At 55.3% G+C, this 14254-nt stretch carries 10 protein-coding genes; 4 read left to right on the top strand and 6 right to left on the bottom strand.

The features are described 5' to 3' along the window. Window position 1: 1 nt before the first annotated feature. The 6 genes from U738_RS12475 to U738_RS12450 are packed head-to-tail and all read right to left on the bottom strand — an operon-like array spanning window position 2 to window position 5135. Entirely contained in the window at window positions 2-1291 is a 1290-nt protein-coding gene (locus U738_RS12475; RefSeq protein WP_035580942.1) for a M20 family metallo-hydrolase, read from the bottom strand. 21 nt (window positions 1292-1312) lie between these two features. Then, a complete protein-coding gene (locus tag U738_RS12470) occupies window positions 1313-2032 on the bottom strand; it encodes a DUF1989 domain-containing protein (protein WP_050713039.1) in 720 nt (239 codons plus the stop codon). Between the two features lie 55 nt (window positions 2033-2087). Beyond that, window positions 2088-2906, bottom strand: a complete 819-nt coding sequence (locus U738_RS12465) for an amino acid ABC transporter ATP-binding protein (protein WP_269449322.1) — start codon at window positions 2904-2906, stop codon at window positions 2088-2090. Further along, entirely contained in the window at window positions 2893-3588 is a 696-nt protein-coding gene (locus U738_RS12460) for an amino acid ABC transporter permease (protein ID WP_035580940.1), read from the bottom strand. Before U738_RS12460 ends, U738_RS12465 begins: the two co-directional genes overlap by 14 nt. A gap of 13 nt (window positions 3589-3601) precedes the next feature. Further along, on the bottom strand, window positions 3602-4258 hold the full coding sequence (locus U738_RS12455; protein ID WP_035580938.1) for an amino acid ABC transporter permease: 657 nt from the start codon (window positions 4256-4258) through the stop codon (window positions 3602-3604). 49 nt (window positions 4259-4307) lie between these two features. Next, entirely contained in the window at window positions 4308-5135 is an 828-nt protein-coding gene (locus tag U738_RS12450; protein ID WP_035580936.1) for a transporter substrate-binding domain-containing protein, read from the bottom strand. Between the two features lie 160 nt (window positions 5136-5295). Between U738_RS12450 and U738_RS12445 the strand changes: the two genes are divergently transcribed. The 4 genes from U738_RS12445 to U738_RS12430 all read left to right on the top strand — a co-directional run bounded on the left by U738_RS12445 (window position 5296) and on the right by U738_RS12430 (window position 14212). Then, complete coding sequence (locus tag U738_RS12445; RefSeq protein WP_050713041.1) at window positions 5296-6261, top strand: LysR family transcriptional regulator; 966 nt, start codon at window positions 5296-5298, stop codon at window positions 6259-6261. Window positions 6262-6561: 300 nt separating this feature from the next. Then, window positions 6562-7194, top strand: coding sequence for a hypothetical protein (locus U738_RS12440; RefSeq protein ID WP_035580933.1), 633 nt, complete (start codon window positions 6562-6564; stop codon window positions 7192-7194). Window positions 7195-7217: 23 nt separating this feature from the next. Further along, window positions 7218-9155: a hypothetical protein gene (locus U738_RS12435; protein ID WP_035580930.1), complete on the top strand. Its 1938-nt coding sequence runs from the start codon at window positions 7218-7220 to the stop codon at window positions 9153-9155. A gap of 137 nt (window positions 9156-9292) precedes the next feature. After that, window positions 9293-14212: a DNA repair ATPase gene (locus U738_RS12430; protein ID WP_035580927.1), complete on the top strand. Its 4920-nt coding sequence runs from the start codon at window positions 9293-9295 to the stop codon at window positions 14210-14212. Window positions 14213-14254: the final 42 nt, after the last annotated feature.

The following is a 14254-nucleotide window of genomic DNA, read 5'->3' as shown; positions in this document are numbered from 1 at the left end:
CTTATCGGGTTAGGCTGGCCAAACTGGCGGCTAACAGTTGCGTGCCTGCCACGGCATCGGCGAGCTCGGTATGCTCATCTGGATGGTGGCTAAGACCGTCGCGGCAGGGCACAAACAGCATCGCCGTTGGGCAGTGGTTGGCAAGGTGAATAGCGTCGTGAAAGGCACCGGATACCAAGTGCGGTGCGCTAATGTCTAACTCCTGGGCGGCGTCATCTAGTAGGGCGGTAAGTGTTTCGGGAAACGCGACCGGCTCAACCCGCGAGAGCGGTGTCAGCGTTGCACGGCAACCTGCCCAGTTCTGCTGAGCGAGCTTATTGAATTCGGCTTCCAGCGCTTTGAGCGTTAGCGCTTCTGGGTGGCGTAAATCAATGCTGAAGGAGACGTGGTCAGGAATGGTGTTCACCGAGCCAGGACTAACGGTGAACTTGCCGATGGTAAAGCGCACCCGGTCTTCGTCATCTCTCGCGGCTTCCCTGAGCGCTGTTGCTAACGCGCAGGCGCCTTCAAATGCATCGCGACGCATGGCACGCGGGGTAGTGCCTGCGTGGTTGGCGCTGCCCGTTATCGTGACTTCAAACCAACTAACGCCCTGAATACCTTCAACCACGCCCACTGCAGCACCTGCACGCTCCAATATTGGGCCTTGCTCAATATGTAGTTCCAGGAAGGCGTGCATGGGCGTTGCCAATGGGCGGCGTGGCACACCTGCGGCGTCAAGCTCCGCCAAGCAGGTGTCTAATGCACTTCCCAGGCTGACGCCGTCGCTATCTTCAATCAAGCGCGTTTCATCCAGGCTGCGTACACCACAAAAGACCGCTGAGCCTGAAGTGCCCGGCGAGAAGCGTGCGCCTTCTTCATTTGTCCAGCTGACCAGTGATAACGGTCGGCGTGGGGTAAAACCAATGTCGTTAAGCGCGCGCAGCGCTTCAAGGCCTGCCAGCACACCCAGCGCACCATCGTACTTTCCCCCCGCGGGTTGGCTATCCAAATGGCTGCCGGTGACGACGGGCTCAAGCTCAGGGTCGCTGCCGGGAATGTCGAGAAACACGTTGCCGATGGCATCAACGCTCGCCTTTGCACCTAAGGCACTGGCCTGCTCAATCAGCCATAGCCTCGCGCGGGTATCGCTGTCATCAAGCGCGAGGCGTGCCACACCGCCATCCGAGCGAGCGCCAAATTGGGCTGCCGTTGCCAAGTCATTAGCTAAACGCGCCGGTTTTACCGCAGCGGCGATTGACGCCAGATCTGTGGGGGATCCATCGGTAGGGTGATTGGTGTGGCTCTGCATCAGGCTCTCCACAGGTGTTTGTTATTCGTAAACTTCGAAATGCAACTCGACAGGCACACAGTCCGCTCCGTTGATAGGGATTATGTCCTGTGGGCAGGCGGACATGACCACAATACAGTCCATCTCGGCGCGTAGTTCAACATAGTCGCCAGCGTTAGACACCGGCGGGCACCAGTCGACTTTCATCTGCTCATTAACGGGAATATTCATCCATAGATTGAGCGGCTGGGGCACCTCGGGGGTGTCAACGCCAATCGCCTTCATGGCTAAGCGCAGGTTGTCGGCGCAGCTATCATGATAGCCCTCGACACCCAGGGTCATATATCGGAACAGGTCGCAGGCCGCCATTAACGTGTCGTGAATACCCGGCGAGGTATCAGCTGTGAGGGTCATGATCGGGCGGCGGCGGTTACTGATTAGCGGATCGCCTACCTGGGGAATCAGCGCGCTCAACCAGGCGCGCCCGTGTTCCCAGGACATGAACTCGTTGGTGTTATCGGTGCTAAACGCCCAGGTGTCGCACACTTGAGTGCCATGGGTGTTAATAATGCGGATGGTTTGCCCTGCTTTTAAGCGTACCGCTCGCCCGCCACGGGCAGCAACTTCGTAGCGCTCGCCGAGCACTGGCGTGCCATCAGGGGAGATGGGGTTGTCTAAGCTGTGGTTGTGACCGCAGGGCTCGCTGTTACTGCGCGGCAGTTGCTCAATGCGAGCGTGGTCAAAGCGTGTGTCAGTACTCATTTGAATCTCCAGGTGTGTTGTCGTGGTGTTAGCTAATCGGTACATGTAAGTCGAATCAGTCAATATGGCGCTCGCGCCAGGTATTCAAAAACTGTTGCAGGCGCTCGCTTTTCGGCTGGCGAAACAGCGTGGCGGGCGGGCCGCTTTCGACTACCCGGCCTTGATCCATAAAGATCACTCGGTCGGCCACTTTGGCGGCGAAGCCCATTTCGTGGGTAACGATCACCATGGTCATGCCGTCGCTGGCCAGCGTTTTCATTACATCAAGCACTTCGCCCACTAGTTCTGGGTCAAGCGCCGAGGTGGGTTCATCAAAGAACATCACTCGGGGTTTCATAGCGAGCGCCCGGGCGATGGCCACACGTTGTTTCTGGCCACCGGAAAGGCTCTCAGGAAAGTGACCCGCGCGATCGGCAAGCCCAACCTGCTCGAGCATAGCCATGCCTTCAATGTCTGCATCTTGGCGTGACAGGCCATTCACCAAGCGCAGCGCTTCGGTGACGTTCTCCAGCGCGGTACGATGGGGCCAGAGATGAAAGTGTTGGAACACCATGCCCACCGGGGCGCGCACTTCATCGACGCGCTTTTCACTGGTACGAACGCGTTTACCGCCGCGGTCTTCATAGCCCAACAGCTGGCCGTCGATGTAGACGCTGCCGTGATCGTAGGGCTCTAAAAATGCCAGGCAGCGCAGCAGCGTTGATTTGCCGGAACCGGAAGGGCCAATGACGCAGACCACCTCGGACGGCGTAAGGCTGAAGTCGATGTTGGTCAGCACTTCCAAGTCGCCGAACTGTTTGCTGATGCCGTGTGCTTCAACCATCGCTTTTTGACGGGAAGAGGATGCGGGCAAGTGTGTTTCAGCCGTTGGCATGGGTCGCTCCTGGTTGGGCAGCTTGGCGCGGTTGACGATTGGCTAAGCGTTTTTCCAGCGCATAGCCTCCCCGGGCGATGAGTTCGATCATTAACCAATAGAGTAGGGCGACCGCCAGATAGGGCTCGATCACCTGAAAGGTTTGGTTAACGATGGTGGTAGCGTTTTTGGTGAGGTCGTCCACTGAGATGATTGAGATCAGGGCGGACTCTTTCACCAAAATAATCAGCTGGTTGGTACTCGGAGGAATGATTAAACGAGCCATTTGGGGAATCTGAATACGAATTAGCGTGTGCCAAGGGGAGATCCCCAGCATGCGTGCTGCCTCAAGTTGGCCTTTAGCAATCGACTTGAAGCCACCACGATAAATTTCCGCAAAGTATCCTGCGCCATACAAGCCAATGCCGGCGACTCCAGCAATCTCGGCATCCAACCGCAGGCCAATACTGGGGCCACCGTAATAAAGTAAAAACAGCAGGATCAGCAGCGGCGTGCCGCGGCAAACCTCCACATAACAGGCCACCGGGTAACCGAAAAGGCGTGGGTTAGCTAAGCGTAGCGCTGCGAGTACCAGACCGAGCGAAAGTGCCAGCAGGCAGCCTAAAAAACAGATCCATAGCGTATTCCACAAGCCTTGCAGAATCAGGCCACGTGCTTCCCATAGCAGGGCAATATCTAACATAGCGGACACTCCCCTATTCGGTGGCTAGGCCGCCGGCCATGCGGCGTTCTAAGTAAGCGCTGATTCGTGCCAGCACAAGATTGACGGCAAGATAAAGCACGGCAGCGGCAAGATAGGTTTCCAGTGGCTGAAAAGTGCGCGAAGCGATTTGCTCGCTCACCCGCATTAGCTCAGTAACCGCAATCACCGAGATCAGCGATGAATTTTTGAGAATGGTAATGATCTCGTTGGTTAACGGCGGCAAGGTAAGACGAAACACCTGGGGCATGATAATGCGCCTGCGGGTTTGCCATGCGGAGATACCCGCCATACGCGCTGCTTCGATTTGCCCAGCGGGAATATGGCTGATGCCACTGCGGAAAATTTCTGCCTGAAAGGCGGTGGTATTCAGCGTTAAGGTCAAAATGGCGGCTGAAATAGGCGCGATCTCAATGCCTATCTCGGGCAGCAAATAGTAGACCAGCAGTAGTTGCAGCAAGATGGGGGTGCCACGCCAAAAGCTGCGGTAAAGCCCACAGGGCCAGCGCACCAGGCGGTAGCGACTGGTTAAGCCAAAGGCCAGCAACACGCCTAATACCAAGCCCAGTGCGATGGCGCAAAGCGAGACCACCAAGGTGGTGGTCAAGCCCTTAAGCAGCACAGGGTAGTGGTTGAGTAAAATCTCAAACATGGTGCACCCTTAGAGAGAAGAGAATCGTCTTAGCGAACTGCGCGGCGTGTTACTCGGCCGCTGGCAGTTCTAAAGGCAGATCCATCGGGCCGCCGAACCATTTCTCTTGTAGCTCTTCCAGAGTGCCGTCTTCATTGAGGCGTTGAATTTGCTCATCCATAAAGGCATTTAGCGAGGCGCTCTCTTCGTCATTACGCCCTGCCCAACTAAAGTAAACCGGGTCACCAAAGGTGCCGACCACTTCAAATACCTCGGGGCGGGTGCGCTCGGCTTCGAGCAAATTGGGCAGGCTGTTAATCACCACATCAACGCGGCCGGTACCCAGCTCGGCGTAGGCTTCGTCAACGCCTGTGTAAGTGCGGATATCTTCAACGGGGGTGCCCGCTTCCTCAAGCTCGGCGGCCAATGCTTCTAGCGCCTCAAGTTGAGCAGAACCCGCTTGAGCGGCGGCTACCTTGCCGGCGATATCCTCAGGTGAGTTGATACCCTCTTCGCCCGCGCGTTTTAGAATTGCCATAGTGGCATCGGCAATCGGTGCGCTGAGGTGATACCGCTCCATGCGCTCAGGTGTGGCGGTGACCGAGGTGATCACGTAATCAAAGCGCTCGCGCTCAAGGCCCGGCAGAATACCTTGCCAGGGAAGATCCATACGGATCAGCTCGACCCCCTCAAGCTCGGGCATGATGTATTCCATGATATCGGCGGAGTAGCCGACAATCTCACCCTCTTCAATGTATTCAAACGGGGCGAAGCGCGCTTCAGTGCCGACAGTAAAAGTGCCGTCTGAGCGAATATCGTCAAGCAAATCACTGTGCGCAGTAGAGGCGAAGCTAACGCCAAGTAAGAGGCCTGCGGTAATCGTCGGGATGCGTTGCATGGGGATGCTCCTCGGGGTGGTGATACTCGAATCAAAAGGCGAAGGCCCGTTGAACAACAACCCCTTGAGTAAAGCAGGCGTTATGCAACAATAAAACTGCTATCTTTCGATGTTCGTACCCGTTTTATTGATGTGAATTGCACTAACGTAGAGCACTCTAATGAAACTCTCAGCTGCTGATCTTAAAAGCCTCTCTGTATTCCTTGCCGTGACTGAGCATCGCGGTTTTGCGGGCGCGCAAACGGCGCTGCATATGAGCCAGTCCGCTGTGAGCTTTCATATCCGGGCACTTGAAGAGCGGGTAGGCTTCACTGTATGCCGACGAGGGCGGCAGGGGTTTGAGCTCACTGAGCGGGGCACAATGGTGTATGAGCGTGCCAAGGTGTTGCTTGCCTCCGTTGATGATTTTGATAGCGAGATGAGCGAGCTGCGCAGCTCCGTTTACGGCACGCTGCGTTTAGGTGTTGTCGATAACACCATTATGGATGTGGATCTTGATCTGCAGGGGGTGATTGGCGAATTTCTGCGCAAGAACCCTAAAGCGCGTCTCAACATTACGGTAGGCAGTCCTGATCGCCTGATTGGTGAGATTGCCAATGGTGAAGTACAGCTCGGCATCTTACCGGAAATGGCACAAATTGAAGGCCTGCAGCATCGTCAGGTTTACACCGAAGTGCATGGAATCTATTGCGCAAAACGGCATCCGTTGTTTGCCCGTGATAGCGATCAGCTAACGATAGAAGAAGTGATCAATCACCCCTTTGTGGTGCGGCCCTATGCCAACCTGCAAGAGCTTAAGAGTTTTCCCAATGCCCAGGTGGGCGCCCATGCCTCCAATATGGAAGCCCAGGCTCTGCTGATATTGAGCGGCCACTTTATCGGTAATTTGCCCCGCTACTATGCCAACCACTGGGTGGAGCGGGGCGAGCTCAAAGCGCTGCTGCCAGATCAGGTCGAAATCGCGTCGCCGTTTTGTGTCGTTACTCGGGCGGGGCGCAGGCCATCCCTTATCGTGCGAACCTTTATTCAGGAACTGGTAGCAAGGCTTTGGCAGCAGTCACATTTGGTTGATGCGTACCAAGGAGATGAGTTGTTAGCAGTGGGTAAATCAATCAACGATAGCTGATAGGCACAGAGTAAGCTATCCCCGGTGCGCATGGCGAGAAAATTGGATTTTGTAAGACATTCGCTATTGGTTTTGTAAGAGATCTCTTAAAAACCGCTGACTGAATTGATTTTGCTAGGAAATACTGTAGGTTTTCTTGGCTTCGCTAACCGCGCTAAAGTCCCGAGCAATAAATAGCGTCGGGTGAAGACTTTTTTTTATATAAGAGCCCTTTCTCAGCAAAATGAAAAAAGGGTGATGACTCATGGCGGCATTCACTATTGATGGCGCTTATGTTTAGCCTTACTGGGTTTCAGGCGCATGCCTCTATTTATTTCGATTATTGCCAGCTTTCCTACCGTCATCTTTACAGTACTGCTAAGTGTCGCCGTTCTTTACTGGTTAGTTTCGCTATCGGGTTTAGTCGATAGCGACGTAGTCGAGGGTGATGTTGGCGAAGGAGGTTCGCTGGCATTGGGCGGTTTACTGGCAACGCTGGGCTTGCACGGCGTTCCCCTGCCGCTAGTGATTACGCTGCTGGCATTAACCGGCTGGCTGTTTAGCTATTTCGCAATGCTGTTGCTAGGAACACACCTAAACCCAGGCCTGTTGCTGTGGGTGTTTAATGGCGTCGTGCTGATATTAGGTTTTGTTGTCGCCACTATTATCACGTCCTTGCTGATTCGCCCTATGCGGCCCCTTTTTCGCCCCGCTCAGCACCTGCCTATTGAACAGCGTTTGACAGGTAAGCAATGCACGGTTCGCTCGGGAGAGGTGACAAAAGAGAAAGGCCGCGCCGATGCGCATATCGATGGTGACCATCTTATTTTGCAAGTGCGAAGCGACTCAGCGCTGGTGCGTGGTGAGCGCGCCATCATTATTCAGTACCTGTTGACTGAAGATGCGTACTGGGTGGTATCTGAAAAAGATTTTGAAGCCGGCTTAGCCGATTAATTGCCTTGGTGCAGGAGATAAAGATGGATTTGTCGTGGATCATGCCACTACTGGTTAGTGTCAGTGTGATTGTTATTGCACTGCTTGCAATACTGGCACTGTTTAAAGCCTTTTATCGAAAAATAGATCAAGGCCAGGCATTAATCGTCAATGACCTTTCCGCAACGCCCAAGGTTTACTTTACCGGGGCTATGGTGCTGCCCGTTGTTCACCGTTCCGAAACCATGAAGGTATCGGTGATCACCCTGGAGCTCAATCGTACCGGGAAAGAGGGGCTGATTTGCCGCGATAATTTGCGTGCCGACATTAGCGTAGCATTCTACCTACGCGTCAATGCCACTGCCGAAGACGTCTTGCGCGTTGCTAAATCCGTTGGCGTAGGCCGCGCCTCCGATCGCGATGCCGTTAATGAGTTATTTAACGCCAAGTTCAGCGAAGCATTGAAGACCGTCGGTAAAAAGATGGACTTCATGCAGCTCTTCGAAGAGCGCCAGCAGTTCCGCGACGCCATTGTTGAGACCATTGGCCAGGATCTTAATGGCTACATTCTCGAAGACGTTGCCATTGATTATTTAGAGCAAACGCCGAAAAGCTCGCTGGATCCGAACAACATCCTGGATTCAGAAGGTATCAAATGTATCACCGAGATTACCGCCCGGCACAATGTTGAGACCAACCGCCTGGAGCGCGACCAAGAGCTGGAAATTCAGCGCAAGAATGTATCCGCACGTGAAGCCGCATTAGAGCTTGAGCGAACTCAGGCCGATGCCGAGGCGCGTCAGCGTCGTGAAATCGAAAGCCTGGAGTCTCGTGAGCAGTCCGAAGCCGAGCAGGTGCTTCAGCAAGAACGTGCGAAAAGCGAAGCCGCGCGGATTAAAACCGATGAAGAGCTGGCGATTGCCGAAGAGAACAAGCAGCGCCAGATTGAAATGGCCACCAAGGCCCGCGAGCGTGCCGTCCAGATCGAAGAGGTGCGCATTCGTCAGGCGAAAGAGCTTGAGGATGTAACCCGTGAGCGTGCGGTAGAAATTGAACGAATCGGTATGGAAAAAGCGCTGGAAGAAGAGCGCAAAGAGATTGCCGACATTACCAGCCAGCGTATTGCGGTTGAACGCAGCGTGGCGGAAGAAGAAGAGAATATTAACGATGTGCGCAACCGCGCCGAGGCGGAGCGCCAGAAGGTCACTCGCTTGACCGCCGCACAAGCCGAAGCGGAAGAGCGCAAGCTCAAAGAGGTGCGCGCCGCGGAAGCTGTCTTCGAGCGCTCCAAGCTGGAAGCGGAAGAGGCGGTTATTCGCGCCCAAGCCGATTTGGATGCGGCTGAGAAGAAATCCGCCGCAGAAGAGAAACAGGCACGTGGCCAGCAGGCGCTTGCCGCGGCAGACGGGCTGGCAGAAGCGCAAGTGCTGGAAGCGCGTGCTCACGCCCAGCGCAGCGAAGGCTTTGCCCTTGCCGAGGTTAAAACGGCCAATGCGAAAGCTGATGAAGATGCCGGACTAGCGGAAGTGCGTATTCTTGAACAGCGCCTTGAAGCCGAGGCCATGGGCGAGGAGAAACTGGGCACCGCAAAAGCACAGGCCCGGGAAGCAATGGCCAAAGCCGAAGCCAATGGCTTGGTCGAGAAGCTGCGCGCTTACGACAATATGTCCGAAGAGGCTCGCCACTTCGAAGAGTTCCGTATGAACCTGGAAGTCCACGAGAAAGAAGTCATGGCGCAAATCGAAGCTCAGCGCATCGGTATGCTCGAAAATGGCAAGGTAATGGCTGCCGCGATGCACAATGCCAAGTTCGAGCTAATTGGTGGCGACAGCGATGTGTTTGAAAAACTCACCGCCGGGCTAGGCTACGGTAAAGCAGTACAAGGTGTGCTCGATAAGTCACCAGCGCTGCAAGCTACCCTGGCGGGCTTGGCGAATCGTGCCCTGAACGCTGACGCTGGCAAAGCCTCCGAATCTGCCTAAAGGGTAGGGTGACTCTCTATGCAGAGAGTCTCGGCCTACGTCGTTACAAGCGGCCGGTGACACCTTTCCAAGACCGCAATCGTCACCCCATTGCGGTCTTTGCTATTTCTAGTGAGCACTTTTCAGGATGAATACCTATGTCGAAGGAGCATGCTTCGGTTGAAAATATCGTCAGAGAAAGCACCGCGTTCGAGACGATACAGCGGCGGTTGAGAACCCAGGGCGGCGAACTGGGCGCGTCGATCAGTAAACTGAATGACGCCCGCGCTGACGTTTTCGGTAGCAGTAGCATGGCGCTTTTGGGTAGGGCCCGTGTTCGAACCGAAAATAACGCCATTGCTCGCGATATGGTACGCATTGGCGAGCAAATTTTGTTTGGCTTTAATGTTCAATTAGGGCTGCGCAAAGAACTGGAAGCGAGCGATATTTTTGCGCTCTACCACCTCAAAGATGATGAAGAGGGGCTTGAGTTAAGTGAAGCGCCAACGGCGAATAGCTTCCTCACCGAGAGCCGCTTTGTTCAGGATTTCAAAGAACTCCAGAAATACTACAGCCATGCCACGCTGGTTCAACTGGTCACCCTTAACAATAAGCTGCTAATTGCTTTTCAAATCGGTGAAAAACTTAGCGACCTGCGCGTCTTCCGTTGGGATTTAGCCGCCAGCGGTGAGGTGAGCCGCTATATCGATAATCGCGGCGAGCGCGACCTGATCTTTCCTGACCGCTTTGCTTTCTCCTGGCAAACCGCAGGCCGGGATATGCAGGAGCAGGGTCGCGCGCCCCATCTGAATATCCTTGATACCGTCTTCGTGGACAACCTGCGCGGACACATTACCTTCAAGATTGAGAACAACACCAGCAGCGGCGAAGGTGTCTTTAGCGACCCAGTGGAGTCAGACTCCCAGTCGCTGGACGATGCCAGCTTTGAATATGCTGATCTTGGTGCGGTGGTGCTGATTCGTATTTTGCCCTTCAATGAGCAACAGTGGCGCTACTACCTTTTCAACCGTGCTGAGCAGCACGTTAAACGTGTCGATGCCATGGCGGGCTCCGTCGTTGAGCTGCCGGAAAACCACGGCCTGATTTTTCCCTCAGGCTACTACTTAAATACGGGTGAGTTGACCACCTACGAAGTACCCGAGGAAGACCTGCGCTTCAAACGTATGGTGCGCTCGCCAAACGGCGAAGATGTTCTCTACACTTTTTATGCGCCGCAAACCGGGCAGGTAGTGCTTTATCGCTACAACTTGATCCGCAAGCAGGTCGATACCCCCATGGTGGGGCACGGGGCGGCGATACTTGAAAACGGTCACCTAGCGATTTTTTACGCTGAAGACGAGCCTACGCTGGTTCATCCTATCCAGGTATGGGCGACGCCCTTTATGTCGGAGCGCTTCCATGCCCAGGATGCGGTGCGTAACGACACGCCACTAGGCCGAATTGGTAACCCGGATCTAGTACGCGGCATTGCCGAGCTCAATAGCATCGTGCAGCTCGCTAACGAGCAGCAGGCATCAGAACGCCACTTTAACGCCATCATCCGGCGGGTTGACCGCACGCTGAACCAGTTCCACTGGATTGGTGAAGCTGACTTTGAAACCATTCACGCCGCGCTTGAACAGCTAAAGCACACCGCTGAACTGATGCTCGATGAGTATGAGAAAGTCCAGGCGATTCGTGCCCAGACAGCCCAGGCGCTAGACGAGGTTGAAAAACAGCAGGCGACGCTGCTGCGGGAGCTCAAGCCCAGTAGTTGGAAAACCCCCGACCTATTCGTTACCTACCTGAAACATTTACGCGACCATCGTGGGCGGCTAATGGCGCTGCGTGAGCGACGCTATCTGGATGAAGAGCGCCTGCAAACGTTAGAGCAAGCGCTGGATAAAGCGGAACAATCGCTGACCCAGCAGACCTTTAGCTTTCTTGCTCAGCCAGAAGCGCTGGATGGCTACCGGGAAACCCTGGCGACGTTGAAAGAGCAGGTGGGTGAGGCAGAGAATCGCCAGCAGTTGGCGGAGTGCGTGGAGCGTTATCGCGAATTAACCGCGGGCCTGGATATGATTCAAGGGCTGCTGTCGTCGATGTCCGGCGGCGATGCTATTGAGCAGACGCGGATTACCGAGAACATCTCCAGCATCTACGCCTCGATTAATCAGCAGCGCTCCGAAGCGGAGATCCGTTTAAGAGAGCAGGGGAGCGCAGAGGCTCAGGCGCAGTTTGCGGCCCAGATTCGCTTGTTTGAGCAGAGCCTGGCTAATGGTGTTGGCGCGCTGCGGGAACCTGATGACTGCGACCAGCTGATGACGCGTATCCTCGATCAACTCCAGGAACTGGAGAGTCAGTTCGGCGAATTTGATGAATTTTTAACCACCATTCTTGAGCAGCGTGAAAGTGCCCACGAGAGCATCGAAGCACGCCGCCAGCAGCTGCAGGATGAGCGTCAACGTCGCGTCTCTACCCTAACGGACGCCAGCCAGCGGATTCTGGCCAATGTGGAGCGCCGCACAGAGCGCTTTGAAACCCTCGAAGAGCTGCATAGCTTCTTCGCGGCGGATGCCATGGTCGGCAAAGTGCGCAGCATGATCGATGAGCTGCGCAATATGGGCGGCAATCTTGAGGCGGACGATATCGCCGGACGCCTGCGCTCCTCCCAAGACGCCGCCATGCGTAGCGTGCGTGACCGTTCCGATATTTATGAATCCGGTGGTGATGTTATACGCCTGGGGCCACGCCACCGCTTCAGCGTCAACCAGCAGCATCTCGACTTAACCCTGGTGCCTCGCCAAGAGCGCATCATGCTGCATCTGACGGGCACGCAGTATTACGAGCCGCTTGAGGATGAGAGGCTGACCGAGCTGCAAGACTACTGGAGTATGCTGCTGCCTTCGGAAAGCCCCGCAGTCTATCGCGCCGAGTATCTTGCTTATCGCTTTATGGACGAGTTGGCGAAGCCCGGTGCTAAGCCGATTAATGTGGAAGATTTCAGCGAGCTTCAGCGTCAGATTGCCAATTTTGCCTCGCCGCGCTACCGCGAAAGCTACGAAAAAGGCATTCACGATCACGACGCTGCACTGATCGTACGCACCTTGTGGCCAGCCCGCCAAAGTGCTGGTTTGCTAGGGTTTGGGCCGCTGCCCCGGGCGCTGGCGATGCTGTTCTGGGCCGATCGCATTCACGATGAAGACGCGACCCGTAACCTGCGCGCTCGCTGTCTATCGGCAGGCATTCTATGCCGCATTATGAATAACGACGATCTGCTAAACGCCTTGATCCAGGAAGTACAGCCGCAGCTTGATGCTTTTGTATCGGCCCAACAGATCAAGTGCTCGGTGAGTCAGATAAGCAGTGCCACTGACTTTCTGGTGCGCCAGTTGGCTGAAGAGGGCGAACGTTTTCCGGTCACCCAGTACGCCGCCAGCCTGGTGGAGAGCTTTACCACCTCCATGCAGCAGCAGGGCCACTACGTACACTTTCAAGAGGCCTTGGCGGTGGTTGCGGGTAACCCCGGCGCCCGCTGGGTGATCACTTCCCACTGGCTGCAGGCCCACGCGGGGCAGGCCAAGCAAGAGGCGCTGCTGCACTACCTGCCTGAAGCGATTGCCATGCTCAACACGGCTGACCGGCTAAGCACCGCCACCCATAATGTTGAGCTAGCCTTCATCATTATCGGCTTGCTGGGCCAGCACGGACGTCTTGAACAGCAAGAGCTCACGCTTCAGCTCGACGACTTTCAGGAGCGGCTGCGCCACCACGAGCAGGTCGTTATACGCGACTGGACGGCGTTACAAGAGCGTCGCCAGCTGATTTTACGCGAGCAGCGGGAGCGGTTGCGGCTCGAAGAGTACCTGCCGAAGCCACTCAACTCGTTTGTGCGCAATAAGCTGATTACCGAAAGCTACTTACCCATCATTGGCGATAACCTAGCCAAACAGATGGGCACGGTAGGTGATACGCGGCGCACGGATAATAGCGGTTTGCTGATGATGATCTCCCCGCCCGGCTACGGTAAAACCACGCTTATGGAGTATGTGGCGAACCGCTTGGGGCTGATCTTTATGAAGATTAACTGCCCCAGCCTTGGTCACGATGTGACCTCGCTGGATCCTGAGGCCGCCACGCACTCCACTGCCCGGGCCGAACTGATCAAGCTGAATCTGGCGTTTGAAATGGGCAACAACGTCATGCTCTATCTGGATGATATCCAGCATACGCATCCGGAGTTTTTGCAGAAGTTTATCTCGCTATGCGACGGCAGCCGGCGGGTTGACGGTATCTGGAACGGGCGCACCAAGACCTACGATATGCGCGGTAAGCGCTTCTGCATCGCCATGGCGGGTAACCCCTACACCGAAAGCGGCGACGTGTTCAAAGTGCCCGATATGCTGGCCAACCGCGCCGATGTTTATAACCTGGGCGATGTGTTGAGTGGCATGGAGGAGGTATTTGCGCTCTCCTACATCGAGAATGCCATGAGTGCCAATACGGTGCTCGCCTCTTTGGCCACACGCGGCATGGACGATTTCTACCGCTTTGTGGATATCGCCATGGGCCGCGAGGTGCCAAGCACCGACTTTGAACACGACTATAGCGCCGCAGAGCGTGAAGAGATCGTCGCGGTGCTGAAGAATATGTTTAAAGCCCGAGAAGTGGTGCTGCGCGTGAATCAGCAGTATATCGCCTCCAGCGCCCAGGCTGACGAGTACCGCACCGAGCCGCCGTTCCGCCTACAGGGCAGCTACCGCAATATGAATCGGTTGGCTGAAAAAATGTCGCCGATACTTAGCAACGACGAGCTTGAAGCCATTATTGACGACCACTATGTCGGCGAAGCGCAACTACTCACCCAGGGTGCCGAAGAGAATCTACTCAAGCTGAAAGAGCTTAGAGGCACCTTGAGCGAGGAAGAAAAACAGCGCTGGGAAGCGATTAAGCGTGAGTTCCAACGTCGGCAACTAACCGGAGGCAATGAAGAGACCGGTGCCCTAGTGGTGCGTCAATTAAGCTTAATTGCGGAGGGGGTTGGTCAATGGGGGAAGGTAAGGTCGGAGGATGGTTAATGTTGCTGGAAGAACTACCCGAACATTAATCATGAGTTATTG

Origin of the sequence: Halomonas sp. TG39a (genome assembly GCF_000744395.1) — a bacterium.
GTDB classification, from domain to species: domain Bacteria; phylum Pseudomonadota; class Gammaproteobacteria; order Pseudomonadales; family Halomonadaceae; genus Vreelandella; species Vreelandella ventosae_B.
This window is presented reverse-complemented; position numbering and strand designations above follow the sequence as displayed.

What these genes read in the sequence shown, in the direction of transcription:
- U738_RS12475 (WP_035580942.1), bottom strand. Translation starts at nt 1,291, where the DNA reads ATGCAGAGCCACACCAATCACCCTACCGATGGATCCCCCACAGATCTG.
- U738_RS12470 (WP_050713039.1), bottom strand. Translation starts at nt 2,032, where the DNA reads ATGAGTACTGACACACGCTTTGACCACGCTCGCATTGAGCAACTGCCG.
- U738_RS12465 (WP_269449322.1), bottom strand. Translation starts at nt 2,906, where the DNA reads ATGCCAACGGCTGAAACACACTTGCCCGCATCCTCTTCCCGTCAAAAA.
- U738_RS12460 (WP_035580940.1), bottom strand. Translation starts at nt 3,588, where the DNA reads ATGTTAGATATTGCCCTGCTATGGGAAGCACGTGGCCTGATTCTGCAA.
- U738_RS12455 (WP_035580938.1), bottom strand. Translation starts at nt 4,258, where the DNA reads ATGTTTGAGATTTTACTCAACCACTACCCTGTGCTGCTTAAGGGCTTG.
- U738_RS12450 (WP_035580936.1), bottom strand. Translation starts at nt 5,135, where the DNA reads ATGCAACGCATCCCGACGATTACCGCAGGCCTCTTACTTGGCGTTAGC.
- U738_RS12445 (WP_050713041.1), top strand. Translation starts at nt 5,296, where the DNA reads ATGAAACTCTCAGCTGCTGATCTTAAAAGCCTCTCTGTATTCCTTGCC.
- U738_RS12440 (WP_035580933.1), top strand. Translation starts at nt 6,562, where the DNA reads ATGCCTCTATTTATTTCGATTATTGCCAGCTTTCCTACCGTCATCTTT.
- U738_RS12435 (WP_035580930.1), top strand. Translation starts at nt 7,218, where the DNA reads ATGGATTTGTCGTGGATCATGCCACTACTGGTTAGTGTCAGTGTGATT.
- U738_RS12430 (WP_035580927.1), top strand. Translation starts at nt 9,293, where the DNA reads ATGTCGAAGGAGCATGCTTCGGTTGAAAATATCGTCAGAGAAAGCACC.